Below are 24,192 nucleotides of genomic sequence, written 5' to 3' on the forward strand. Positions count from 1 at the left end.
TTACAATAAAAGAAATGATTGATGATAGAAAAAGAGGGTGAAGAGGATGGTTAATAAGGGAAAAGTAGTTTTATCCTTTCTCATGGCAACAGGATTTGTTATGACTTCCGCAGGCATATATGTAGCCAATCCCGGTATGGGTTGGGCTGCGCCCGCTGATCAGGAGGTAAGTAAACAAGCTAAGGAGGGGCTTTCTATTTTTGAAAGCGTAACCAAAACAAACACAAACTTGACAGGTTGGCAAATAAAAGGAAAAGGTAAGTTGGCGGATACTGTGGAAGGGATTTTACTGACTTCCGATCCACAAGAAAATGTAATGGCAATCTCCGAAACGGTGTCAGAGGATTTTATCTATGAAGCTGATGTCATGATCAAGGATATGCAAGCGGACGCGACCTTATTGTTCCGTTCTAATGAAGATGGCTGGGGTTCCTACATGCTCCAAATTGTTCCGAATGCAGGTATGATCCGCTTACGAGACGCAAGTGATGGTGAAGGGAAATTAAAAGAGGAGCGGAAGGTTACTGTTAAGGCAGGAGAGATCTATCATCTCAAGGTGAAAGCAGAGGGTTCATCACTGAAAGTATATTGGGACAATGAATATAAACCTGTGATTGAGGTTCAGGATGATGCGTATCGTACTGGTAAGCTGGGACTCAATGTATGGAATGGTTCTGTTTTGTTCCAAAATATTATCGTAAGCGACCTGAAAGGGAATTTGGGTGCTGTGGTTACAAATAAAGGACAATGGCAGCCTAATATCAACGGCAAAAAAGGAATGGCAGTAAACCAGATGAAGTCACAGCAAATTTATAATAAACAAGCTGCTGATTTTGTATATGAAGGAAATCTATCTCTTCGTCCTGATTCTGTTGCAGCGCTCGCCTTTCGTTCATCGGCTGATGGAACAAAGGGATATGAAGCAGCCCTTACGAAGGAAGGAAATCAGGTTCGTGTAAGTCTGACGAAAGCTAACGGAACAACAATTGCAAGTTCACAGCATATCTATCCAAGTCAGGCCGGAGCAAAACATCATGTAGAGATAAAGGCGAAGGGAAACAGAATTCAGGTCTTTCTAGACGGATACACCCCGGCCGCAATCGATCTAACAGATGAAACCTATACCGATGGATATGCAGGAATCGTTGTTAAACAGGGAACAGCTTACTTCCAGGATACCTATGTGACGGATGCCAGCAATTATTATAGTGAAAAATATCGTCCTCAATACCACTATACGCCAATTCGTGGTTCTGCCAGTGATCCGAACGGGCTTGTCTACTTCGAAGGTGAATATCATCTATTCCATCAGGACGGAGGCACTTGGGCACATTCTGTCAGTAAAGATATGCTGAACTGGAAGCGGCTTCCGATTGCGCTGCCGTGGAATGATCATGGGCATGTTTGGTCTGGATCAGCTGTGGCAGATTTGACGAATGCATCAGGTTTGTTCGGGGATTCAGGAGGTAAAGGTCTAATTGCCTACTACACTTCCTATAATCCCGATGGCCCGAATGGGAATCAGCGTATCGGTCTTGCATACAGCAAGGACCAAGGTCGTACTTGGGAATATTCCAAGACGCGTCCAATGGTTATCGGAAATCCAGGCGATAATGGAGGGGAGCCGGGAGGCTGGGATTTCCGTGATCCGAAAGTGATTCGTGATAATGACAATAACAGGTGGGTAATGGTTGTATCCGGTGGAGATCATATTCGTTTCTTTACTTCAACAAATCTACTTGATTGGACCCTAACAGATAGTTGGGGATACGGGGACTATGTTCGCGGCGGTGTATGGGAATGTCCGGATTTGCTTCAGCTTTCGGTAGACGGAACATCACAGAAGAAATGGGTTCTGATGATTAGTACAGGAGCGAATTCAAAAACAGGCGGATCAGATGCTGAATATTTTGTGGGTCATTTAACAGCGAAAGGTAAATTCGTTAATGATAATCCGGCAGGGAAAGTTTTGCGAACAGATTTTGGAAAAGAATTCTACGCTTCAATGTCTTTTTCGAACATGCCAGATCATCGCAGCGTAATGATGGCGTGGATGACAAACTGGGACTATCCGTTTGCTTTTCCAACAAGCCATTGGAAAGGCGTACTGTCAATCCCAAGAGAAGTCTCATTAGTAACGACAAAAAATGGGATTCAGCTCGCTCAAAGTCCGATTAAGGAGTTGGAATCGCTGCGTAGTCAGCTGTATTCTACTGCTAACAAAGAGGTGAGTCCTTCTTCTCAGAATCTATTGAAAGGGGTTACCTCTGGTGCATACGAGATTGAAGCTGAAGTAGAAATTCCAGCAGGTAGTCAGGTTAGTGAATTTGGCTTTAACGTTCGTGTAGGGGGAAGTCAAAAAACGGTTGTTGGATATAAACCTGGTGAGGGTCGGATTTTCGTGGATCGGTCTGCATCTGGTTTGACGGATTTTTCGAGTCTATTTAGTACAAGACATGAAGCGGCAATGCAAACGGAGAACAAGCGAGTTAAGATGCGTATCCTTGTAGATGAGTCTTCTATTGAGGTTTTTGGCAACAACGGTAAAGTTGTTTTCTCTGACGTCATTTTTCCGGATCCAGCCAGCAGAGCTTTGAGTTTTTACACCAAAGGAGGCAACGTAAAAGTCGTATCTCTGAAGGTGAATCAGTTAGGCTCTGTATGGAATCAGGAGACGGGCTCAGCTACCAAGATAATGATGGATACAAGTGATCGCGAACTGAGCAAGGGGCAAAGCGACATACTTTTGGCGATGGTAGAGAATGGTACCGGTAATGGGGCACAGCCGCTTAAATGGAATTCCAGTAACAAGGATGTTGTTGAACTAAACGTGGTGGATAACTCCCAGGCAACCCTTGTAGCTAAAAAAGAAGGCGAGTCTATCATTACCGTCTCTACTCCAAATGGGAAGACATCGGCTAGCTTATTAGTTAAGGTATCTGGGGGTAAATTTCATACGAACTTAAGTGGGTGGACTAAAGATCTATCTGCAGCCTCCTGGGTCATTGGTGAAAATGGGATTCGTGGAAATTACTGGAGTGACGCGAATTATATCGCAGAGAAGCAGGCAGGAGATTTTACTTATGAAGCAGAGATGATGTTAGGGAAATCCGGAGGAGCAGGCTCTATGTTGTTCCGTGCCAGCGAAGATGGACGCAGCGGATACTACTTAAATCTGGATCCGAATATGAAGTCCATCCGTCTGTTTTATAAAATCGACGGCCGTTTTGAAGAGCGTCAGATTCTAGCAAAAGTTCCGACGTTCATTCAGCCGGGTCAAACCTACAAAGTGAAAATCGAAGCGAAGGGCCCGCATATCGTGGTTTATGTGGATGGGCAGAAAGTGATCGACCTCCAGGACGGCGTATTTGCAGAAGGCCGCTTTGGACTACATGTATTTGGCGGAAATGTTTCATATCAAAACGTTAACGTGAGCGGAGAAACACCTGCCGATTTAACCACTTCCAGTCTAGTAAATGCAGAACTAGAGAAATCCCTTTATACAGCAAATCTCGCAAATGGTGAAGCTGTTACACTGAAGGATGCGAATGATTTTACGGATCAGAAGTGGGTATTCGTGCCGACGGGGGACGATGCAGGTTCCTATTCTATTCGTACAACAGCCGGTCAGGCGCTTGATCTAGACACAGGGCAAAATAAAATTCAGTTATACCCTTATCTCGGATATAACAATCAGCGTTGGATTTTTCACAAAAATGATGATGGGACCGTAAGTATTATTTCTGCTCATCATAAGAAAGCGATGGAAGTATCAGCGGATGGGTCGACACTGTCCCTTAGCGAGCTTGATCCTACTCTTGATCGACAAAAATGGGTAATTACCAATTAACCTGAGGATGATAGAAGCAATGGAAGGGGGAATAGCGTGTCTAAAAAGCAACTTGTCTGCGGATGAGTCGCTTTTTGTTTTGGCTGCATTTTATGTATTGACGGATATTGGAAATGTAAGTAGAATGTAAATTAGTTAAAACCTTAAAACTTTTGTAAAGAATTTTGGTGTTCTTGATAAAGGCAAAACTGACATTCAGTGTGCAATTTTCAATCAGAACATAGAAATATCACGAAAGGTAAGGTTTTTTTATTTACCTAAAAAGTTTAATCGTTTAAACTTTCGGGTGACGGAGGTATGGAAGCTAAGATGAATATACATGATGTAGCCAAAAAGTCGGGACTCTCTGTAGTGACCGTATCCAGGGTGCTTAACAATTTACCCTCTGTACGGGAAGCTAATAGACAGAAAGTACTGAAAGCTATGGAGGAATTAAATTATCAACCCAATTCAGCAGCGCGGAGTCTTGTGAGAGGCAAAACGGGAGTCATCGGGATGTCGATTACCAACTTTAACGACTCTTTCTATGACCGGGTTATTCGCGTGGTGAACCGGAAGCTGGCGGCGCAAGGGTATTTTTTAGCCCTATCGATCGCCGAGAATGAGGATGAAGGCGATAATTTCCTGTTTCAGAAGGATCGCGTTGATGGAATTATCCTGTTGTCCCCACTTGAAGAAAAGGCATATGTAGAGGAACTGAAAAGAAAAAATATTCCGTTTGTATTGCTGGATAACCAGTTTCAGCATGAGGATGTGCCTAGCGTCGTGGTCGATAACTATCAAGGCGGGTATGAGGCTACAAAGCACTTGCTCGATCTTGGGCACACTCAAATCGCCTATATTGGCGGCCCTTCGGTATTTCTAAGTGTAGCGGAGCGTAAGCGCGGTTATGTCCAAGCGCTCGAGGATGCCGGGTTAACGCCATTCGGAACGGAATACTGCAGTTTTACAGTAAGCGGCGGCTATGAGGTGGCCAAGAGATGGATCCGCGAAGATAAGCTGCCGACAGCTTTTTTTTCCGGGGACGATTTTATTGCTCTTGGAATGGTTCAGGCTCTCCGGGAAGAGGGAATTCGAGTACCCCACGATATCTCAATTGTTGGATTTGATGATCAGCAGTTCGTAGGTGAATTTTACCCGCGGTTAACGACGGTCAGACAACCTGAGGCACAAATGGGCAATATAGGCGTTGATTTACTACTAAAAATGATCAACGGGGAGGTGATGCCGCCCGCTGTAACGAAGCTTGCTCCGCAGCTACTCATTCGTGAATCCACCGCATCTGTTAGATTACCTTGAATTTTAGGAGTGAAATCATCCGTGAAGTATTTTTTGGGAGTTGATGCAGGAGGCAGTAAAACCCATGCAATGATTGCAGATGAACAAGGGAAGGTCATCGGAGTTGGCAAGGGTGGGATCGGAAATCATCAAATAAACCGTGAGCAGGCGGTGAACAGTTTGCAGCAGGCCATATCGGAAGCAATTATGGCGTCAGGGCTGACCAAGGATCAGCTGGATTACTCCTGGTTCGGCTTAGCGGGAGCGGACAGAGAGGCTGATTTCCGGATTTTGCGACCGATCATCAGCAGCTTTGATCTTCCCCAAACTGAGATTTCCTGCGACACCTGGATTGCCTTGCGGTCAGGTACAGAGAAGAACTATGGGATCGTGCTGATTTGCGGATCAGGCGTGAACTGTAGTGGTAAAAATCCGTTGGGTGCTACATACCAATGTGGTGGATTCGGCTACCGGTTCGGGGATTATGGCGGTGGCTATGATTTAAGTATTGAGGTATTCCGTAGCGTCCTTCGGGCGGATGAGGGAAGAGAGAAGGAGACGGTCCTAACCGAACGCTTAACGGAATTGTTGGGCTATTCCAATGTTTCGGAGCTAAGAGAGGATTACCTGGATCATTTCAGAGACCTGCCTCCCCATATTGCTGAACTATTGTTTCAAGCGGCAGAGGAAGGGGACCAGGTTGCCACCGAGCTGCTGGTCAAGCAAGGGGATGAGCTGGGTTTGGCTGCGGCATCGGCCATCCATCGCTTGGGCATGGAGGAGGACTTCTTCGACATCGTACTTGCAGGCAGCCTGCTGACAAAGGGAGACCGCTCAGGCATCATCCGGCGGGCCATTGAGAGAAGAGTGAAGTTGTCGGCTCCGAATGGCACTTTAAGGATTTTGACCCGGGAGCCGGTTGTAGGATCGGTCGTTCTGGCTATGGAAAGCAGCGGTATGCGTGTAGATCAGAAGGTTCTAGATAATCTATCACAGGGGAAAGTACTGAACACAATAGGCTAGTTTTTATAAGACCAAAATGAAAAAGATGAAGGAAGGGTCTATCATGGAGGAAACATTGAAGCTGGTTGTCATCGGAGCGGGATCATCGTATACGCCTGAGCTTATTGAAGGCATCATCCTGCATCACCAAGAGCTTCCCATTCGCGAAGTATGGCTGGTGGATATTGAGGAGGGAAGGGAGAAGCTGCATACGATTGCAGAACTGAGCAAACGCATGATTGCTGAGTCCGGACTGCCGATTACCGTGGTCCAGACACTTGAGCGCAGGGAGGCCATTGCCGGAGCGGACTTTGTATGTACGCAAATCCGGGTAGGCATGCTGGAAGCGCGCAAATGGGACGAATTAATTCCGCTTCAATACAATGTCATCGGCCAGGAGACGACAGGTCCCGGAGGGATGATGAAAGGTCTACGGACCATCCCGGTCATTCTGGATATTTGCAAAGACATTGAGGAGCTGGCTCCGGATGCCTGGTTGCTGAATTTTACGAATCCGGCCGGTATGGTGACTGAAGCTGTTCACAAATACTCATCGGTAAAAAGCGTAGGCTTGTGCAACTCGCCGATTGGTTTTCAAAAGTGGCTCTCCGAATTCTTCGGACTTCCTATGGAGAAGATCTACGCGGAGTTTGTCGGCATCAACCATCTGCACTGGGTATCCGATATCGTGATTGACGGTAAAAGCAAGCTGCAGGAGCTCATTGATTACCCGCAGAGTTACAAGGCGAGCAATGTGCCGTTTGATTCCTGGGACTACCGGTTTCTGAATGCTTTGAAAGCGATTCCCTCTTATTACCTGAGCTATTACTATATGACGGACGCGATGCTTGCGGAACAGAAGGAAGCAGCAGCAACGACTGGATCGCGCGCTGAGGTAGTGAAGAAGGTGGAGGAAGAGCTGTTTGAACTGTACCGGAACGTAGAGCTGAAGGAAAAGCCCAAGCAGTTGGAACAGCGCGGCGGAGCCTACTACTCGGAGGCGGCAGTGCTGCTGATGCGCTCCATTTATAATGATTCCCGCGATATCCAGACGTTGAATGTAAGGAATAACGGAATGATTGACTTCTTGCCGGACGATGCCTCTATTGAGGTGAACTGTATGGTAACCAAGCAAGGCCCGCTGCCGATTCCGCTGCGTATAATTCCTCAGCCCATCAAAGGCTTGCTGGCCGCGGTCAAGCAATACGAGAGCCTCACCATCGAGGCGGCTGTGCACGGAGACCGGGATATAGCCCTACAGGCTATGGTTCATCATCCGCTCGTGCCTTCGGTCACCGTAGCTGAACAACTGCTGGATGAAATGCTGGAGAAGAACAAATCGTTGTTGCCGTTGTTTCACTAGAATCGTCCAGAGGAGGAAAAGCGGATGAACACGGCCGAGAAACCGCGTAGATGGAAGAAATTTATCAGTCAATTGGATTTGCAGTCCATGGTTTGGCCGGGAATTATCTTTGTATTCATTTTTAGCTACATTCCGATGTATGGCGTGGTTATGGCATTCCAGCAATACGATATTTTTGGCGGCATTATGAAGAGCCCCTGGGTTGGATTTATGCATTTCAGAATGTTCTTCGAGGCGCCGGAGTTCTGGAATGTGATGCGAAATACCCTTGTGATTAGCTTGCTTAAATTGATTATCTCTTTTCCTGCCCCGATTCTTCTTGCACTGATGCTGAATGAAATCGGGAATATGGGCTTTAAACGGATTATCCAGACCGTCAGCTATTTACCTTATTTCCTGTCCTGGGTTATTGTATCCGGTTTTGTATTTTCGCTGTTATCCGTTGATAACGGAACGGTGAACTATTTGCTGGAGCGATTCAATTTGGTAGGGGAGCCAGTTAACTTCTTGGCGTTACCCAAATACTTTTGGTCGATTCTAGTAAGCGTAAATGTGTGGAAAGAGGTCGGATTCGGGAGCATTGTCTACCTGGCCGCGATTGCAGGCATTGATCCAACCCTATATGAGGCCGCTTCTATAGATGGAGCAAGCCGGTTTAAGCAAATTCACTTGATTACACTCCCCAGCATTACCCCCATTATCATTATCTTTATGATTCTTGCCATCGGCAGTCTGCTCAGTGCGGGCTTCGAGGACATTTTGCTGCTGGCAACCAATCCAATTCTGCGACCCTACTCCGATGTTATCGACACCTATGTGTACCGTGTTGGGATTTTAAATGCCAGATTCTCTTATGCGACAGCTGTAGGGCTATTCAAGGCGGTGATCAGTGTCATTCTGCTAGTGACGGCCAACAAAATCGCTCGCCGGGCAGATGTTAGTCTCTGGTAGTACTACTACTCATAGCGAATGCTTCCGATGCTCCATAAACCTTTTAGGAGGAGTGAACAATGAGACTAAGCCTTGGCGACAAAATCATGCAGCGGAGTATTTATACCCTTTTGACGCTGCTGGCGTTACTCATGCTATACCCGTTTTGGAATGCGTTGGTCATTTCCTTTAATCTAGGGAGCGATACGGCGCTCGGCGGTGTAACCTTGTTACCGAGAGCTTTTACCCTGGAAAATTATTATATTGTGTTTCAGGATCAACGCCTGCTGAATTCTTTTCTGATCACCATTCTTAGAACGTTAAGCGGCACGGCATTGTCTGTCTTTTTCACGGCACTGTTAGCCTACGGAATGTCCAAGAAGACATTGCTTTTTCGAAAACAATATATGGTGTTCTTCATGATTACGATGTTCTTCAGTGGGGGGCTCATCCCTAGTTATTTACTAGTTCGCTCTTTGGGTATGCTGGACACCTTTTGGGTGCTGATTATCCCCGGCATCATCAGTGTCTGGAACATGATTGTCATCCGCACCTTCTTCCATGCTCTGCCGGAGGGTTTGGAGGAATCTGCCAAAATCGACGGCAGCAGCAACTACGGCATTTTTTTCCGAATCGTCATTCCGGTCTCCGGCCCGGTGCTGGCCACGATTGCCTTATTCACCGCAGTAGGTTATTGGAATGACTGGTTTACGGGAGCGATCTATATTACAAAGGATCACTTGCTCCCTATACAGACCCTGCTGCGCCAGATTATGAACTCCAACATCATGACCCAAATTGGCTCATCGAATGCTATCGCGCTGGATCATATGAACCGGAATCGGACGATTACCACGAAGTCACTGACTATGGCTACGATGATGATCGCTACCATTCCAATTATCCTGACGTATCCTTTTCTCCAAAAGTACTTTGTTAAGGGCGTAATGATTGGTTCGATGAAAGAATAGCAGTCTCCATATTATGTAGAAAGAAGGGAAAAGATGCGCAATCGTATGAAATGGGTATCTCTTTTGCTGACTTCACTGGTGCTTCTTCTCGCTGCCTGTAGCGGAGGAGGAAATTCTAACACTTCACCAAACACAAGCGAGAAAAATCTGAATACTGAGGCCGCCACAGATGACGGCAGCGGGATCAAGCCCGTCACCTTCAGCTTCTATGGAAACTATGACTGGCTTACGACATCACCCTGGGGGGATAATGAGGCGACAAAATGGATTCAGGAGAACCGTAAGGTTACTGTTGAACCCATACAATCCGGAGGAGCGGCCGGAGAAAAGCTCAACACGATGATCGTCGGCGGTGATTTACCGGATGTCATTTTTACTGACCGGGGATCCTCAGTGGAGCGGCTGGTGCAGGCAGGACAACTCGTTGCGCTGGATGATTACTATGAGAAGTATCCGAACTTCAAGAAATATGTGAAGGAATCCACCCTGAATTTGCTCCGTTCAGAAGACGGGAAAATCTATCAAATCCCGAACTGGTATACATCCGGGCAATTCGGCAACGGCGGATGGATGGTGAATAAAGATATTTATAACGAACTCGGCAGACCGGCGCTGGAGACCTTTGATGATTTGTATCAATATTTGCTTAAGGTGCAAGAAAAGTATCCGGATGTAGTACCTCTGGAGGTTGGGGAGAAGGGGGCAGGTCTGGAAATTATGTATGGTGGTTTTAAGGAGAACTCCACCAGTAAGTTTATTTCACTCATGGGATATCCGGATGGCGACAAGCTGTCATCTATCTTGGATGATCCTGCTTACGAAGAGATGGTGCTGTATATTAATAAGCTGTATCGTGAACGGCTGATTACGCAGGATGCACTGCAGCAAACCCAGGATGCGGTCAAAGAAAAGGTCAATACCAACCGGGTAGCAGTCATGGTCGAATCCAATATCACTACGTATGGAGCCGAGGGACACCGGGCACTGACAGCGAACAATCCGGACAGCGGTTATGAGATTATATGGCCGATTCATAAATCCGGACTAGACAAAACACGAGTGTTTGTAAGCGGCTTTGAGACGCTGGGTTGGAACGTTAATGTCATTACGAAAAAGGCCAAGGATCCAGAGGCCATCTTCGCTTATTTTGACTGGATTACGGGTCCGGAGGGGCAGAAGGTGCTTTTCTTCGGTCCTAAAGGCTTGTACTGGGATGAAGAGGATGCGGACGGAGCTCCAATCCCGAACGAGAAATACAAGACGACTCCTGCTAACGAGCGTACGGAAACGATGCGGAAATTCGAGGACTTTAACTGGGCGGGAAATACGACCTTTATTGATACGGCGAAAATGAGCCTCGAGGCGCTGCTTTCCGCGAACCAGAAATCCTGGGAGACCGTGGCGCAGTCCACGGTGACCTGGAAAACCGCGTTGGATATCACAGAGTTTGTAAATACCGATCCGATTCCGGATACGGAGATCGGCATCATCGCACAGAATATCGGGGATATTTATACCCTTGCTTACGCCCAGATGGTTCAGGCGAAGTCGGATGAAGCGGTGTTGTCGGCGCTAAAGACAGCTAAAAAGAACACCGAAAAAGCGGGGCTTGCTAAGCTGCTTGAATTCAGAACCGAAAAATGGCAGGAAAATGTTAAGAAAATCAACGCGACGAAATAAGACTATTTATAAAATCTTATAATTGTGGAGGCGAGATTATGGCATTTGCGTTGAGATCGAGGTTCATAGCACTGTTAAGCATCGTGTTGGTTTCTTCGATAGCCGGTGGTTCCGTTCCTGTTATGGCCGAAGAGGAGAGTAACCCCCCTTTCGAAACGGAAGTTATTGTACGGACCGTAAACCAGTTTAAGAACATGGCGGATGTCCAGAATTTCATCGCGCTCTCTACAAGCTATGGCGTCGATGTTATTAGCATGAACGTGAAGCAGGATGAAGATGATGAGGTTCCGTCTGGAAGTGTATTTTATCAGAGTGATATCGCACCAATTGCCCAAGGCTACCAGAATTTCGATGCCCTGCAGGCTGTCATTACGGCAGCCCATGCTGCAGGAATCAAGGTTCATGCCTGGATTCCGCAGTTCCATGATCAGCAGGCTTTCCTGGAGCACGATGAATGGCAGATGCAGGTGCTGGTTGACGGGGTTCAGACACCGTTTACAGGTTCTAACGGCAACGAATACTTCGTCAATCCGATTCACCATGAAGTGCAGGAGTATGAGCGTTCCATTATTCAGGAAGTAATCGAGAATTATGATGTGGATGGCGTTGTGCTGGATTGGATCCGCTTCGACAATTACAACATGGACGTCAGTGATTACACGGCCCTGAAGTATCAGGCGCAGTTCGGGTATTCACCGCTCAGCATTGACTTCGAGACAGATTCGCCTCAGCGTGAGCAGTGGAATGAATGGAGAACCGAACAAATCGGACAGTATGTGGGCGATATCCGTCAGGATATCACACAGTCCTCGAAGCCGGATGTGCAGCTCGGCGTGTATATTTTGCCGCCAGAATTCATTGAAGTTGGGCAGAATGTAGCCAAATTCAAGGATGATATCGACTTTGTTGCACCAATGGCGTACTTTGATGACTGGGAGTTCAACAGTGATTGGGTATACAGCACTTCCTACGGAATCCTGAAGGATACGAGCGACCGGATTAGCGGCAGTGACGTGGAAATTGTTGCGACGCTGGATAATGACTGGACAGATGATCAATATCAGGAGATTTACAAGGGAATCCGCGAGAATTATCCAGGTGTGAAGCGTCTGTCGTTCTTTGCTTACGGGGCCTGGCCAGAAGATGAGCTAGCCAATATCAAAGAACGTGAAACCTGGCCTACGCCAGGCTGGACGCCTCCGGTAGAACAAGACTATCCGGCTCAATTACCAGCAGGGTGGAAGGCGCGAAATATTGGTTCCATGCCGGGGAACGTTACCTACAATTCTTCCAATAAGCAATTTACACTCAGCAGCAGCTCTACGGATATCTGGGGAAATGGAGATCAACTGAATTATATATACCAATCCGTGCGGGGCGATGCGGAGATTATTGTTAAAGTGCAGTCCACTAGCCGATTGGACGGCTGGGCCAAGGCCGGCATTATGATTCGGGAGTCGCTGGGTCATAATTCGAAGCACGCAGATATGATGCTTACCCCCGAAAATGGGGCCACCTTCCAGTATCGTGCAGAGACTGCGGGCAATATGGTTGATCAGACTGCGACTGCCTCGGCTCCAAGATGGCTAAAGCTGACCCGAAGTGGAAATACCTTCAAAGGGGCTATTTCGACGAACGGGAATAACTGGCAAACGGTCGGAACTGTTCAGATTCCGATGAACCGCAAGGTGTATATTGGCATAGCACTTAGCAATCCCGGGGATGACTCGAGGAATAAGGCTGTGTTTGGAAATGTGAAGATTACGGATTAAGCCTAATATAAGAGCACCGCTTCTTCTTTATCCGGAGGAGTTTTCGTTTATCGGGTTAACCAGAAATATCTGGTTGACCTTTTTTTATTTCGGTATAAGGTGACGGTGGGAGATATATCCAATTGAAATCTGAAATGAATTTAAAGCTGCTAAATCCGGTGGTATATTTAATGCAGCTAATTCTATAATATAGCTAATTCTATAATGCAGTTTAGCTTATTAATAATAGTCTTTGAGAATAACTTATACAGAATAGGAGAGTACGATGAGCGAGCGTATACCCTGCCAAACCTCAGGCTGCAAGGGAAGCATACTTCCTGCAACTGCTTTAAAGACAGGTGGAATCTGCATGCCCTGTCATCAAAGGAAGCTTGCGCTGGAGCAAAAGGCTTATATTGAACAAAATCGAAAAGACATTGATTTGTACGCAGGTGTGAATGATCCGGTTGAAATTCTTAAAATCATGCACAAACCGCGGAGATTGAGCCCGCTTGAACACGAAATCTCCTATCACAAAACCGCGCAAGAGTTGTATCGTCAACTGACTGAAAGCGAAAGGGAGCGATTGGAATCCTACGCCATTGAATTGATGGAAGAAGATGATTTTGACCAGGCTGAGGCTATTTTACTGTCGCTTATATGTTTTTCAAGTGCTTGCATTGAACAGGGGCTGGAGGTTTTTTTTCACAAAGGGAAGTATTATCCCGGTATTCTCTATAAAGAAGCGGGTCAGGAGATCCGCGATATGATCATTCATCAGTTAGAGCATGACTCGGAAAACCGTAATCATTTGCTGCTTGCATTGGCCTGGATTGGCGATGAAGAGGTTGTACGGCAGTTCGAGACATGGCGGCAGCATCCGCCTCGATGGACATCGGAGTTAAATGTGGCTCCGGAAACCTATGCTCACGAAGCAGGATGGGAATTAGATCCCGACGGTGGGAAAAGGCTGCTCTTTTACCCCGAGAGTTATCATTTTGAAGTAAACAGGGACGGAAAAAATGGGCTGGATCGGGATCATACGGCGGTAGTGGCGCTGCAGGAGGGTGAGCATTCCTGCCCTTGGTGTGGCGGTAAATTGACAGTGCTGTTTGATTACGATTTGCAGAATCCACTGGTTCAATTTATGAAGCTTTCCGGCCAGCGGTTAAGGGTTGCAGCTTGCATGCATTGTAATTGTTATGGCACCGTGTTTATGAAAGCGGAGCTGGATGGCCAATATTCGTGGAGTGAATATAATACCGTTCCTGATTTTTTGCCTGCAAATGAAGACAGGGAAGAAATAGCATGGCATGCCATGCAGCTATCGGAACGGCAGATGGGAACCTATGAAAATTCGTATTGGATGCTTGAGGCGCCTGCGTCGCAGATTGGAGGACATCCGGCTTGGATTCAGGATGCGGAATATCCTGTGTGCCCTTGCTGTTCGACGACGATGAAGTTTATTGCCCAAATGGACATGGAACAGGCCGAGGACAGCGAGGGGATTTATTATGCATTTTTGTGTGAGGGTTGCCGGCAGGTAGCTGTGAATTACCAGCAGACATAAATCAACTTATTTCTGGTTAGCGTAGATTGGAACTTCAGACTTAAAAGAGAAAAATGCTGCCTTAGACAACTAAGGACGGCATTTTTTTATTTTGTATAAACATGATGATCAAAGTACCTTGACTGTCACAGTAGTATGATATACAATGCGATTATGAGGTGATGAAATGAGTGAGAACAAAATCACATCCGATCTGCTGCGAGGGCATACCGATACGATGGTATTACGGCTCTTGTCCGAAGCCGATCGTTATGGATATGAAATCGTCAAATTGATTGCTGAGCGTTCCGGAGGCGAGTATGAATTAAAAGAAGCTACGATGTACTCCAGCGTCCGGCGGCTTGAGGCAGACGGTGACATTGAATGGTATTGGGGGGATGAGTCTCAGGGGGGACGACGGAAGTATTTTCGGATTACCGAGAAGGGGAAAGCTGTTTACGCCAATAACAAGACTAATTGGGAGTACGCAAAGCGTGTGCTTGAAAACTTATTATAAGGAGACTTGATAATATGAATGAGAAATTAAACATGTATTTAAATGGCGTATTCGCACCCTATGACGGGATAAAAAGCGTTGCTGAATTAAAGAGTGACCTCCTTTCCGATTTGCAGGAGCGGTTCAGTGAACTCAAGGCTGAAGGCAAGGATGATGAAACGGCGTTTAAGATGACGATAGACAGCATCGGCGACATTGAACAGACGGTGCAGGAGGTTGCCAATCTCTCCCGTTCACTTGAGCGGCAGGTGGTGACGAGCTTTAGGGCGAGCAACTTATCGAAGAGTGATTTTGCAGGCGTTACCGCCCATAAAGGGGATTTTAAAGTGAGCGCGTTGCGGGGTTCCGATTTTACAGGCGCTGACTTGACTGGCAGTTCTTTCGCGGGCAGTGACGTAGGCGAGGCCAAGTTCGACAGCGCTAATCTGACCGACTGCAATCTGTCCGGCATTGAACTGGCAAATGCGAGCTTTCACAAATCTATTCTTGTTCGCACCAACTTTAGCTCATCAGGACTTACAGGGGCGAAATTTATCAGTGCAAGACTGACCGACGTCAAGCTGTGTACGACTGATCTCACGAAAACAATCTTTGAGAACTGTATCTTTGACGGTGTGGAATTTAAAACCTCTGATCTGCGGGGATTATGTTTTGACGGCCAGACCTTTATCGGGGTCAAGTTTGAAAAGTCGGCGCTGAACGATATTTCGTTTAGAGGTGCGACGTTAAAGAATGTGTCATTCCTCTCCGGGTTTTCGTTATCCAAGAAGTTTTATCGTGCAATCAAAACGATCAACTTTGATGGTGCAATGATGGATAAGTTGACCTTTGCTGCGCTCAAAGGCATGGAAGCTGATTTGACAAAGGTTACAGTTCTATAAGCCTGAGCTTCCGAAGTGAGTTTTGCGGGGAGAATTCCATAAAGATATGCTAACAAAACCTTGAGGAGGGAATGCAATGAACAAGTCCATTAAAGTGGTTGGGTTGGAAAAGTCCTACAGACAGCTTCAAGTTTTAAAGGGGGTGGATTTTGAAGTGGAGCAGGGCAGCGTTTTTGCTCTGCTGGGCTCCAATGGTGCAGGCAAGACCACCATTGTCAAAATCCTCACCACTTTGCTGAATCAAGATGGCGGGACTGCTGCAGTGAACGGATTTGATGTCGCCACAAAGCCTGATTATGTACGCCAGTCCATCAGCCTGACGGGTCAATTTGCTGCCGTGGATGAGATTCTGACCGGCCGGGAAAATCTGATCATGATTGCGAGGCTCCGCCATGAGAAGCATCCGCGTCAAGTTGCGGACGATCTGCTGGAACGCTTCACTTTGACCGCTGCCGCGGATCGCAAGGTATCCACTTATTCAGGCGGGATGCGCCGGAGATTAGATCTCGCGATGAGTCTTGTTGGAAAGCCGCAGATTATTTTCCTCGACGAACCAACCACTGGACTTGATCCTGAGGCAAGGATTGATGTATGGAAGATGGTTAAGGAGCTTGCCGACGGCGGTACGACTGTCTTTTTGACGACGCAGTATTTGGAAGAGGCAGAGCAGCTTGCTGATCAAATCGCCATTCTACATGAAGGTAAAATTATTGCGAGCGGTACACTCGAAGAACTAAAAAAGCGTTTTCCGCCGGCAAAAGTTGAGTACATTGAAAAGCAGCCGACGCTGGAGGAAATATTCCTCGCAATCATCGGCAAAAAGGAGGGAAAGTAAATGGAAATGATTAAGAAGCACTTTTTCAGTGACATGAGTGTAATGCTCGGACGCTCTATGCGCCATATTCTCCGCAGTATGGATACCATCATCACGGTAACTATCATGCCAATTGCATTTATGCTGTTGTTTGTTTACGTGTTCGGTGGGGCCATCCAGGCGGGTACGGATAACTATGTGAATTATTTATTACCCGGGATCATACTGATCGCTATTGCAAGTGGTGTAACTTATACGGCTTACCGCCTGTTTAATGATGTGCAAAAAGGGATTTTTCAGAGATTCCATTCTATGCCGATTGCACGTTCTACCATGCTGTGGGGACATGTGCTGACCTCCCTGATATCCAATGCGATTTCAGTTAGCGTCATCATTCTTGTTGCATTGATTATGGGGTTTCGTTCATCGGCAGGAGTGCTCTCATGGCTGGCGGTTGCCGGCATCCTGATATTGTTTACGCTGGCTCTAACTTGGGTCGCAGCAATTGCTGGACTATCCGCAAAATCGGTGGACGGCGCGACTGCTTTTTCCTACCCGATTATTTTCCTTCCTTTCATCAGCTCGGCCTTTGTGCCTACCGAATCGATGCCGCCAGTCGTTCGCGCCTTTGCTGAAAACCAACCCGTTACATCTATAGTAGAGGCGGTTCGCTCCCTCCTGATGGGGCAGCCTGTCGGCAATGATATTTGGGGAGCCATCATATGGTGCATAGCCATTCTAGTAGTTGCTTATTTAATAGCGATGCGGGTATACAAACATAAAGTAGTTTAATTGCCAGATAACGTTATAGGGTTTAGAAGCGACTTGTCTGTGGATGGGTTGCTTTTTTTCATCTCTCTACGTATCACTAAGCTGTATCCCTTTTTCTTTCACAAACTTCTCCAGAACCTTGAAATCCTCAGTAACCTTTTTAAAAGGTAAGGCTTCCAGTACCTGATCCCGGTAATCCTTTTTGGCGGCAATGGACAGGCGGGAATCAAGTATGCTGAGCACACCAAGGTCAGTTTCACTGCGGATCAGGCGCCCGGTTCCTTGTCTTAACCGAAGCAGCATGTCCGGTACAAAAACCTCTTTCAAGGGATTCTTTGCCATCGAAGTCTTATATTCATAGACAGGATCGGCAGGAACAGGGAAAGGCAGACGGAAAATGATTAACTGCGACAAATCGGAACCTTCGATATTCACACCTTCCCAGAATACACCGGTACTAAGTAGAACGCCTTTACTGCCCCGAAAGTCAGCGATCACCCCGTCTTGGGACGAACCTTCCCTTTGAACATGCAATGCCCATGCAAGCTTCTCAGAGTTTAATTTCTTATGAATATACTTCATATCCTCTTTAGCTGAAAAAAGAACCAATGTCCGCCCGTCTGTTAAATTACAGAGCCTCATCATTTCCTTGTATGCCGCTTCAAGATAATCTTCCCGCCGCTGATGGTTATAGTAGGGGATGTCCTTGGCAATATACAGCATGGTGTGGTTATCATAATCAAACGGTGAAGCTTGGCGCTCCATATAATCTCCCCTGTAACCGAGGGACTCAGTGAGATAAGCGTATTGTTCCTCCAGCGTTTCTCCGTTTTGACACATCGTTGCTGACGTTAAAATAACAGAGGTTTTCCCGTTAAATAAGGTATATTTCAGAAACTGGCTTATCCCTTTAGGGCAGATACTAAGGGTACTCTCCCGCTGGGTATTGCTTGCCCAGATCAGATAGTTATCCTCTACTCCGGCGAGTACATCAAAGAGGTCGATAATTCCGTTCATGGCTTCGAAAATATTGTCAATCTCCCGCTCATGCCGTGAAGTTAAGACGGAAAGGCTGAGATTAAAATCTTTTAAAACCTGAGCTGCTCGTCTTAAGGGGATTCCTGTGATCTGCGATATTTTTATACGGTCATTGTCCTGCTTGGCTGTTTGCAGTAAGTCTGCCTCTACTTGTTTAAAAATATGGCCAACGCATCTTTTTATAAATTTAAATTGCGGCATAAGCTCCGTATCGGCAGATTGTTTGAAGAGAATCTGTAAGGCGTCATCCAGAATACGGCAGGTTCCCCGGTTTGTAAATTCGAGCGTTCTTGCATCTCTAACCTTCGCTTCCAGATTATGAGCTTCATCAATTACGATCAGAGCCGGCCGTTCAGTGATTAACCCCTTCGTTCCTTCCTTTTTCTTAATTAAATCACGGATGAGCAGATCCTGGTTTACGATAATAAAATCCATGTCGCTCGCGTTGGCATTAATTTTAGCTCTCATTTCATAAAACGTACATGTACTTTTATAATGGCAACGTTCAAATTTGCAATCATTCACACAAACGTTAGACCATACTGCATCACTAACCCCGCCCTTAATATCCGCCCGCTCATCAATTTCATAATTCACAATCTGTTGAGCAAGCGCAGACAGAGGGGTGTTTGAATCATCCGCTTGGAACAGATCTGCTGCCCTATACCGGCAAGCATACTGCCCCATGCCTTTTCCAACTACCGAACGTACCCTTGTAAATCCGAGCCGACTTCCGATGAATCTCAGATCTTTATGTATTTGTTCTGAAAGTTGTATGGAGGATGTCGCAATAATAACCGGTTGCCTTGAGATTTGGTTAATAAGCAGGCTGGGAATGAGGTAGGCAAAGGACTTGCCGATGCCGACTCCAGCTTCAATCATCGCGTTACGACCATTAATATAGGCATCAGCGATATCTAGAGACATATCCTGCTGGCCGATCCGCTCTTTAAGTCCAATCCTGGGAAATTTATCATACATGCGAAAGATAGCATTGACTAAAGAGGGCTCGATGTCCTTCTTTAGCTCCTGCTTCTGTAATTTGTAGAGATCACTTAACCAGCTAATGACGACCGCCCCTTTTCAAAATCAATGATCTTCCTAATTATAGTTTTTTTGGTTTTTTGGTGAGGTTGTAATTATCTTCGATGCCACTCTAACAGTCAAGTCCAGAATATAATATGATGATTAAAACAAAGTGAATTACTGTGTTTTTGAAGCAGGAAAATATACACATATCTTGAATACAAACTACAAAGAAGGAGGATGACAATGTCATACAAAGAAAATGAATTGCGTTCGTCATTAATCTTAGCAGTTCCAATCATTTTAAACAGGCATTATCATTCCATGACTATGAAAAACATCGAATTCTCCTGGTTTGTAGAGACGCATAAGGAATTGTTAGATTCATCATTCAGTACGATATTAATGAGTATGGTAGAAGCCTTGTTTTTTGATTCTTTTGGTTACGATCAATACTTAAACCTGCTAGAAAAAGAGGGGGCTGAGCAAGGGGTTTATACTGCAGAAATATTCGGTGATCATTTTGATATTTTACTTGATATGAGCAAGGATTTAAATTTAACCGCTCAGAATATTATGTTTAAGATCATTGAAGAGTTTGTAGATGATTCCGCGATCCGATTGTTTTTTTATAATCGTTTAATGGAATGCAACTGGACCCGTTTTACTGGCTTTGCACAAGGTTATTTGTCTAATAAAAATCAACAGATTGACAATTTACATGAACAAAAAATTGCTGTTATGGGACAAATGGCAGCAGGAATGGCGCATGAAATAAGAAATCCGCTAGCTTCGATTAAAGGTTTTGCTCAGCTTGTAAATATCAGGCTAAATGAGCCGGAGATCAAAGCGGATGAATTGCGTGCATATCTGGATATCACCATCAAAGAGATTGATGCTCTGAATGGATTAGTAACGGACTTTCTAATACTGGCTCGAAAAGGTGACAGTACGAAAAATAACGGCGTAGTATTTAACGTTATGGAGGTTATACATAGAGTTAATAACATTGTGAATCAACTCATACTTAGTGATGATATTATACTTTCAGTAGAGTGCTCTTTAGAAAAAGTACTAACGTTTGGAAGCGCCTCTCAGCTAGAGCAGGTAATTCTTAATATTTTGAAAAATAGTATCGATTCCTTCACAGCTTTTAGAGGCAGAATAGATATTTCTGTTACCACAGCTGCTGAGACAAACGAAATTATTCTACTCTTTAAAGACAACGGAGAAGGAATTCCACAGGATAAATTAAAACGGATATTTGACCCTTTCTTTACTACCAAGCAAAAAGGGACAGGGATTGGATTATCGATTTGTAAACAATTAATTGAAATGTATGGGGGGCATATTAAGGTAGATTCAGAGGTTCAGGTTGGAACTAGCGTGAGGGTTATTTTGCCTTGGGTTTATGATTATCATATTTGAGATGCTGCTGCATCTAATGAATGAAGGAGCGACTTGCCAACAGGGAAGTTGCTTTTTTTGTTATGGTTCTACAAAAAATCAGGATGTGCGTAAGATCACAAAGCAATTATTGGATACGTTTATACTCAATATATCAATTAAATTTGAAATATAAATTACATAAGCAATTGGAGGCTACTGGCATGGATCAATTTACTTTTACAGATATGAAAAAAATAAAGAGAAAAAAATTAGGTAATGTCGTACCTTTGGAGCTTTTCAGAACGATTAGACTTATTGGTTTATATCAAGCGTTACCCATGAATGGTAAGGGTACAACGTTGACTATAGGAAGAAAAATTGGGGAAGAGTTTGGTGTTACCTCGGTTAATGAACTATTCGAGTTATTCGAACAATTGAAGATAGGGATTCCTATAATAACCCATGAAGATGACAAGGGGATGACGATTGCAGTACACGATTGTTTCTGCGAAGGGTTACCTATTATGGAAGGGAAAATGGTTTGTGACCTGGAGGGAGCCATTATCGAAGGAGCACTTACTAAAATTCGTGGAAAGCGGGTTTCCGTCCGGGAAATAAAATGTAATGTTAATGGGGATGAATATTGCGAATATATCGTCAAATATTAAATTCATATATAAAAGCGAGTAAGCGACCTTTCGATTTTAAAAGGTCGTTTTTTTATGAAGAAGTTGTGATGGAATTAACATTCATTTAACATGGCTCTTATGCTGAAATGATATAACAGTTACAAATAGGTGAAAAGGTGGCTGTTAGATGAAACTTAGCAAAGAGGAAAAATCATGGATTTTATATGACTGTGGTAATTCAGCCTATTCGATGGCGGTTACAACTGCATTATTGCCTATTGTATTTGGCATGTTTTCAAATGTTAACAGCAGCATGGATTTAGGGTACTTTAACTCCATTGCTAGTATTCTTGTGGCTATCCTTAGTCCGATTTTAGGCACGATCGCAGATTACAAGGATAAGAAAAAGCGCTTTTTCTTATTTTTCTCTTTGATCGGTGTGCTGGCTACGGCTTCGTTGGCATTCGTTGCACCTGCGAGCGGGCAGTGGCAGTTATTGATTGTGTTTTACATCCTGTCTGTCATAGGTTTTGCCGGAGCCAATATTTTTTATGACTCTTTTCTTGTGGATATAACCACTGATGAAAGGATGGATAAGGTATCCACAAAAGGTTTTGCTTATGGATATATCGCCAGCGTCATTCCATTTGGCATCAGCCTGCTATTGATTCTGTTTATGGGGATGGATAAGTCGATCGGTTATCAGATTGGGTTTATCATTACTGCCCTTTGGTGGGGGCTGTTGACCATACCCATGATCAGAGATGTGAAGCAGAGATATTATATTGAGCCTGAACCAAGACCTGTAATCAACAGTTTTAAAAGACTTGGAGACACCTTTAGGAATGTTAGACAGCATAAAGTTGTATTTGTTTTCTTAATTGCGTACTTTCTTTATATTGATGGGGTAGATACGATTATTAAAATGGTGGTGCCCTATGCCACATCGGCTCTGGGTGCGGATGCTTTTGACACCTTTACCTTACTGGGGATATTATTAGTTATCCAGATCATCGCTTTTCCTTGTGCAATCCTGTATGGTAATCTCGCCAAAAAATACTCCGCCAGGACTTTGATCATCGTGGGGATTGTTACATATATCCTTTCCTGCATCGCGGCTTTTTTTATCACTTCAGTGTGGCATATATTTATTTTAGGTGCGCTAATTGGTTCCGCTCAGGGAGGCATTCAGGCGCTCAGCAGGTCTTATTATGCGAAGATCATTCCAAAGGAGAATTCCAATGAATTCTTTGGTTTTTACAATATTTTTGGCAAGTTCGCGGCCATTGTTGGTCCTGCTGTAATGTCTTTAACAACAACCTTAACAGGTAATGCTAAATTTAGTATTTTAGCGATTATCCCACTTTTTATTATTGGATTATTCGTATTTATAACTTTACCTAAAGAGCAGCCTGAACATGACGAACCTAAGGGGCTTATTCTATGAAGTCAATTAAAGCACAAACGGCTATGGCCAAGCATTTGATCGTCATCTCTTACGATGCCTTTTCAGAAGACCACTGGGCATTGGCCAGCCGGCTTCCAAACTTAGCGGAATTAATTAAAAACGGAGCCCACAGCCATAAATTGAAAAGTGTGTATCCCACGCTCACATATGTAGTGCACACCACCATAGCAACCGGTGTATATCCGGATAAGCATGGCATCCATCACAACAATCCGTTTCAGCCCTTTATTAAGGAAGAGGAGCAGAATTGGTTCTGGTTTAGAAATGCGATCAAGGTGCCAACGATTTACGATGTTGCGCGCGAGCATAAGATGAGCACAGCCGGAATCCTATGGCCAGTATCGGGTAAATCCTCCATCCAATACAATATACCTGAAATCAGAGCCATCAAAAACGAAAATCAGGCACTGAAGATATTAAAAAGCGGAAGCCCCTTATACTGCGTGGATATGGAGCTGAAATATGGCCGGATCCGCAAGGGGATTGAGCAGCCCTATCTAGATGACTTCACGACCAAATGTGCTATAGAAACGATTAAGCGCAAAAAACCTAATCTTCTAATGATGCATCTGATCGATCTGGATGATGCCAAACATGCTTATGGAACTGACAGTGACGAAGTGATGCAGGTAATCACACGTATGGATAAAAGGTTAGGCGATATTATGCAGGCAGTGGATGAAGCGGGGATAAAGGATGATACGATTTTTTTAATTTTGGGGGACCATGGCCAGTTTAATGTTAGGTACAAGGTGCATTTAAACAACCTTTTGCAGGAAAAGGGCCTGATCTATGAAGAGAACGGCGAAATGAAGTGGAGAGCTTACTTTCAGTGTGGGGGTGGAGCGGCTTACTTGCATATCCGGCAGGGCGATGAAGAAGCTGAGCAAATAGCATTAGCTGTTATTGGAGATAATATGAGAGATGAGTCTTCAGGTATAGAGAAATTGTATGCTAGAGATGAACTGGATTATTTTCATGTGGGCCAAACCACAAAGTATATGCTTGAGGCTAAGAGAGGTTATTGTTTCGACGAAAGTATGGATGAACCAACGATTGTTGATTTGGACAAACAAGGCGTTAAATTTGCCACGCATGGCTATTCTCCTGATAAAGACGGCTATAGATGCAACTTGGTTGTCTCCGGGGAAAAGATTAGAAATGGGCATCATATAGGGGACATCGAAATGGTAGATATAGCCCCCACGATGGCAAAGATTTTAGGGATTGATTTTAATCCAGGTGACGGAAGACCTTTAGAGGAAATTTTTATGGACTAAATTAA

At 44.9% G+C, this 24,192-nt stretch carries 18 protein-coding genes; 17 read left to right on the forward strand and 1 reads right to left on the reverse strand.

Features of this window, described 5'->3' with window-relative positions; genetic code table 11:
* Positions 1-46: 46 nt before the first annotated feature.
* The 13 genes from MHB37_RS07240 to MHB37_RS07300 all read left to right on the forward strand — a co-directional run bounded on the left by MHB37_RS07240 (position 47) and on the right by MHB37_RS07300 (position 17,378).
* Positions 47-3,850: a GH32 C-terminal domain-containing protein gene (locus MHB37_RS07240; protein ID WP_405169082.1), complete on the forward strand. Its 3,804-nt coding sequence runs from the start codon at positions 47-49 to the stop codon at positions 3,848-3,850.
* Positions 3,851-4,159: 309 nt separating this feature from the next.
* A complete protein-coding gene (locus tag MHB37_RS07245; RefSeq protein ID WP_248547745.1) occupies positions 4,160-5,149 on the forward strand; it encodes a LacI family DNA-binding transcriptional regulator in 990 nt (329 codons plus the stop codon).
* A gap of 21 nt (positions 5,150-5,170) precedes the next feature.
* Positions 5,171-6,151: an N-acetylglucosamine kinase gene (locus tag MHB37_RS07250; RefSeq protein ID WP_076125294.1), complete on the forward strand. Its 981-nt coding sequence runs from the start codon at positions 5,171-5,173 to the stop codon at positions 6,149-6,151.
* A gap of 43 nt (positions 6,152-6,194) precedes the next feature.
* Positions 6,195-7,493, forward strand: coding sequence for a 6-phospho-beta-glucosidase (locus MHB37_RS07255; RefSeq protein WP_076305020.1), 1,299 nt, complete (start codon positions 6,195-6,197; stop codon positions 7,491-7,493).
* 24 nt (positions 7,494-7,517) lie between these two features.
* Positions 7,518-8,444 (forward strand): sugar ABC transporter permease, encoded by a 927-nt coding sequence (locus MHB37_RS07260; RefSeq protein WP_076185343.1) that lies wholly within the window; start codon positions 7,518-7,520, stop codon positions 8,442-8,444.
* Between the two features lie 59 nt (positions 8,445-8,503).
* On the forward strand, positions 8,504-9,394 hold the full coding sequence (locus MHB37_RS07265) for a carbohydrate ABC transporter permease (RefSeq protein ID WP_076185342.1): 891 nt from the start codon (positions 8,504-8,506) through the stop codon (positions 9,392-9,394).
* Between the two features lie 33 nt (positions 9,395-9,427).
* The gene (locus MHB37_RS07270; RefSeq protein WP_076219658.1) at positions 9,428-11,074 is read left to right on the forward strand and encodes an extracellular solute-binding protein; all 1,647 of its coding nucleotides are present in this window, start codon (positions 9,428-9,430) and stop codon (positions 11,072-11,074) included.
* A 38-nt stretch (positions 11,075-11,112) separates the two neighbouring features.
* Positions 11,113-12,846 (forward strand): family 10 glycosylhydrolase, encoded by a 1,734-nt coding sequence (locus tag MHB37_RS07275; protein WP_405169083.1) that lies wholly within the window; start codon positions 11,113-11,115, stop codon positions 12,844-12,846.
* Positions 12,847-13,111: 265 nt separating this feature from the next.
* Positions 13,112-14,395: a DUF1963 domain-containing protein gene (locus MHB37_RS07280; RefSeq protein WP_405169084.1), complete on the forward strand. Its 1,284-nt coding sequence runs from the start codon at positions 13,112-13,114 to the stop codon at positions 14,393-14,395.
* Between the two features lie 166 nt (positions 14,396-14,561).
* Positions 14,562-14,891, forward strand: a complete 330-nt coding sequence (locus MHB37_RS07285) for a PadR family transcriptional regulator (protein WP_036675798.1) — start codon at positions 14,562-14,564, stop codon at positions 14,889-14,891.
* Between the two features lie 14 nt (positions 14,892-14,905).
* Positions 14,906-15,772, forward strand: a complete 867-nt coding sequence (locus tag MHB37_RS07290; RefSeq protein ID WP_076125280.1) for a pentapeptide repeat-containing protein — start codon at positions 14,906-14,908, stop codon at positions 15,770-15,772.
* Between the two features lie 76 nt (positions 15,773-15,848).
* A complete protein-coding gene (locus MHB37_RS07295) occupies positions 15,849-16,607 on the forward strand; it encodes an ABC transporter ATP-binding protein (RefSeq protein WP_405169085.1) in 759 nt (252 codons plus the stop codon).
* Positions 16,608-17,378, forward strand: coding sequence for an ABC transporter permease (locus tag MHB37_RS07300; protein ID WP_036675795.1), 771 nt, complete (start codon positions 16,608-16,610; stop codon positions 17,376-17,378). It abuts the gene before it with no gap.
* A 66-nt stretch (positions 17,379-17,444) separates the two neighbouring features.
* Here the strand turns inward: MHB37_RS07300 and MHB37_RS07305 are convergent, their stop codons facing one another.
* Positions 17,445-19,322: an ATP-dependent DNA helicase gene (locus tag MHB37_RS07305; RefSeq protein WP_405169086.1), complete on the reverse strand. Its 1,878-nt coding sequence runs from the start codon at positions 19,320-19,322 to the stop codon at positions 17,445-17,447.
* 345 nt (positions 19,323-19,667) lie between these two features.
* Between MHB37_RS07305 and MHB37_RS07310 the strand changes: the two genes are divergently transcribed.
* The 4 genes from MHB37_RS07310 to MHB37_RS07325 all read left to right on the forward strand — a co-directional run bounded on the left by MHB37_RS07310 (position 19,668) and on the right by MHB37_RS07325 (position 24,187).
* Positions 19,668-20,849, forward strand: a complete 1,182-nt coding sequence (locus tag MHB37_RS07310) for a sensor histidine kinase (protein ID WP_076125275.1) — start codon at positions 19,668-19,670, stop codon at positions 20,847-20,849.
* Between the two features lie 182 nt (positions 20,850-21,031).
* Positions 21,032-21,478 carry a V4R domain-containing protein gene (locus MHB37_RS07315; protein ID WP_076125273.1) on the forward strand — a complete coding sequence of 149 codons (447 nt, stop codon included), beginning with the start codon at positions 21,032-21,034 and terminating at the stop codon, positions 21,476-21,478.
* Between the two features lie 148 nt (positions 21,479-21,626).
* Positions 21,627-22,886 carry an MFS transporter gene (locus MHB37_RS07320; protein WP_405169087.1) on the forward strand — a complete coding sequence of 420 codons (1,260 nt, stop codon included), beginning with the start codon at positions 21,627-21,629 and terminating at the stop codon, positions 22,884-22,886.
* Positions 22,883-24,187 (forward strand): ectonucleotide pyrophosphatase/phosphodiesterase, encoded by a 1,305-nt coding sequence (locus tag MHB37_RS07325; RefSeq protein ID WP_339172281.1) that lies wholly within the window; start codon positions 22,883-22,885, stop codon positions 24,185-24,187. Before MHB37_RS07320 ends, MHB37_RS07325 begins: the two co-directional genes overlap by 4 nt.
* Positions 24,188-24,192 lie beyond the last annotated feature (5 nt).

The organism is Paenibacillus sp. FSL H3-0286 (genome assembly GCF_045040705.1).
Lineage (GTDB): Bacteria > Bacillota > Bacilli > Paenibacillales > Paenibacillaceae > Paenibacillus_AQ > Paenibacillus_AQ odorifer.

What these genes read in the sequence shown, in the direction of transcription:
- MHB37_RS07275 (WP_405169083.1), top strand. Translation starts at nt 11,113, where the DNA reads ATGGCATTTGCGTTGAGATCGAGGTTCATAGCACTGTTAAGCATCGTG.
- MHB37_RS07320 (WP_405169087.1), top strand. Translation starts at nt 21,627, where the DNA reads ATGAAACTTAGCAAAGAGGAAAAATCATGGATTTTATATGACTGTGGT.
- MHB37_RS07260 (WP_076185343.1), top strand. Translation starts at nt 7,518, where the DNA reads ATGAACACGGCCGAGAAACCGCGTAGATGGAAGAAATTTATCAGTCAA.
- MHB37_RS07300 (WP_036675795.1), top strand. Translation starts at nt 16,608, where the DNA reads ATGGAAATGATTAAGAAGCACTTTTTCAGTGACATGAGTGTAATGCTC.
- MHB37_RS07310 (WP_076125275.1), top strand. Translation starts at nt 19,668, where the DNA reads ATGTCATACAAAGAAAATGAATTGCGTTCGTCATTAATCTTAGCAGTT.
- MHB37_RS07305 (WP_405169086.1), bottom strand. Translation starts at nt 19,322, where the DNA reads ATGTCTCTAGATATCGCTGATGCCTATATTAATGGTCGTAACGCGATG.
- MHB37_RS07245 (WP_248547745.1), top strand. Translation starts at nt 4,160, where the DNA reads ATGAATATACATGATGTAGCCAAAAAGTCGGGACTCTCTGTAGTGACC.
- MHB37_RS07285 (WP_036675798.1), top strand. Translation starts at nt 14,562, where the DNA reads ATGAGTGAGAACAAAATCACATCCGATCTGCTGCGAGGGCATACCGAT.
- MHB37_RS07315 (WP_076125273.1), top strand. Translation starts at nt 21,032, where the DNA reads ATGGATCAATTTACTTTTACAGATATGAAAAAAATAAAGAGAAAAAAA.
- MHB37_RS07325 (WP_339172281.1), top strand. Translation starts at nt 22,883, where the DNA reads ATGAAGTCAATTAAAGCACAAACGGCTATGGCCAAGCATTTGATCGTC.
- MHB37_RS07240 (WP_405169082.1), top strand. Translation starts at nt 47, where the DNA reads ATGGTTAATAAGGGAAAAGTAGTTTTATCCTTTCTCATGGCAACAGGA.
- MHB37_RS07290 (WP_076125280.1), top strand. Translation starts at nt 14,906, where the DNA reads ATGAATGAGAAATTAAACATGTATTTAAATGGCGTATTCGCACCCTAT.
- MHB37_RS07265 (WP_076185342.1), top strand. Translation starts at nt 8,504, where the DNA reads ATGAGACTAAGCCTTGGCGACAAAATCATGCAGCGGAGTATTTATACC.
- MHB37_RS07270 (WP_076219658.1), top strand. Translation starts at nt 9,428, where the DNA reads ATGCGCAATCGTATGAAATGGGTATCTCTTTTGCTGACTTCACTGGTG.
- MHB37_RS07280 (WP_405169084.1), top strand. Translation starts at nt 13,112, where the DNA reads ATGAGCGAGCGTATACCCTGCCAAACCTCAGGCTGCAAGGGAAGCATA.
- MHB37_RS07255 (WP_076305020.1), top strand. Translation starts at nt 6,195, where the DNA reads ATGGAGGAAACATTGAAGCTGGTTGTCATCGGAGCGGGATCATCGTAT.
- MHB37_RS07295 (WP_405169085.1), top strand. Translation starts at nt 15,849, where the DNA reads ATGAACAAGTCCATTAAAGTGGTTGGGTTGGAAAAGTCCTACAGACAG.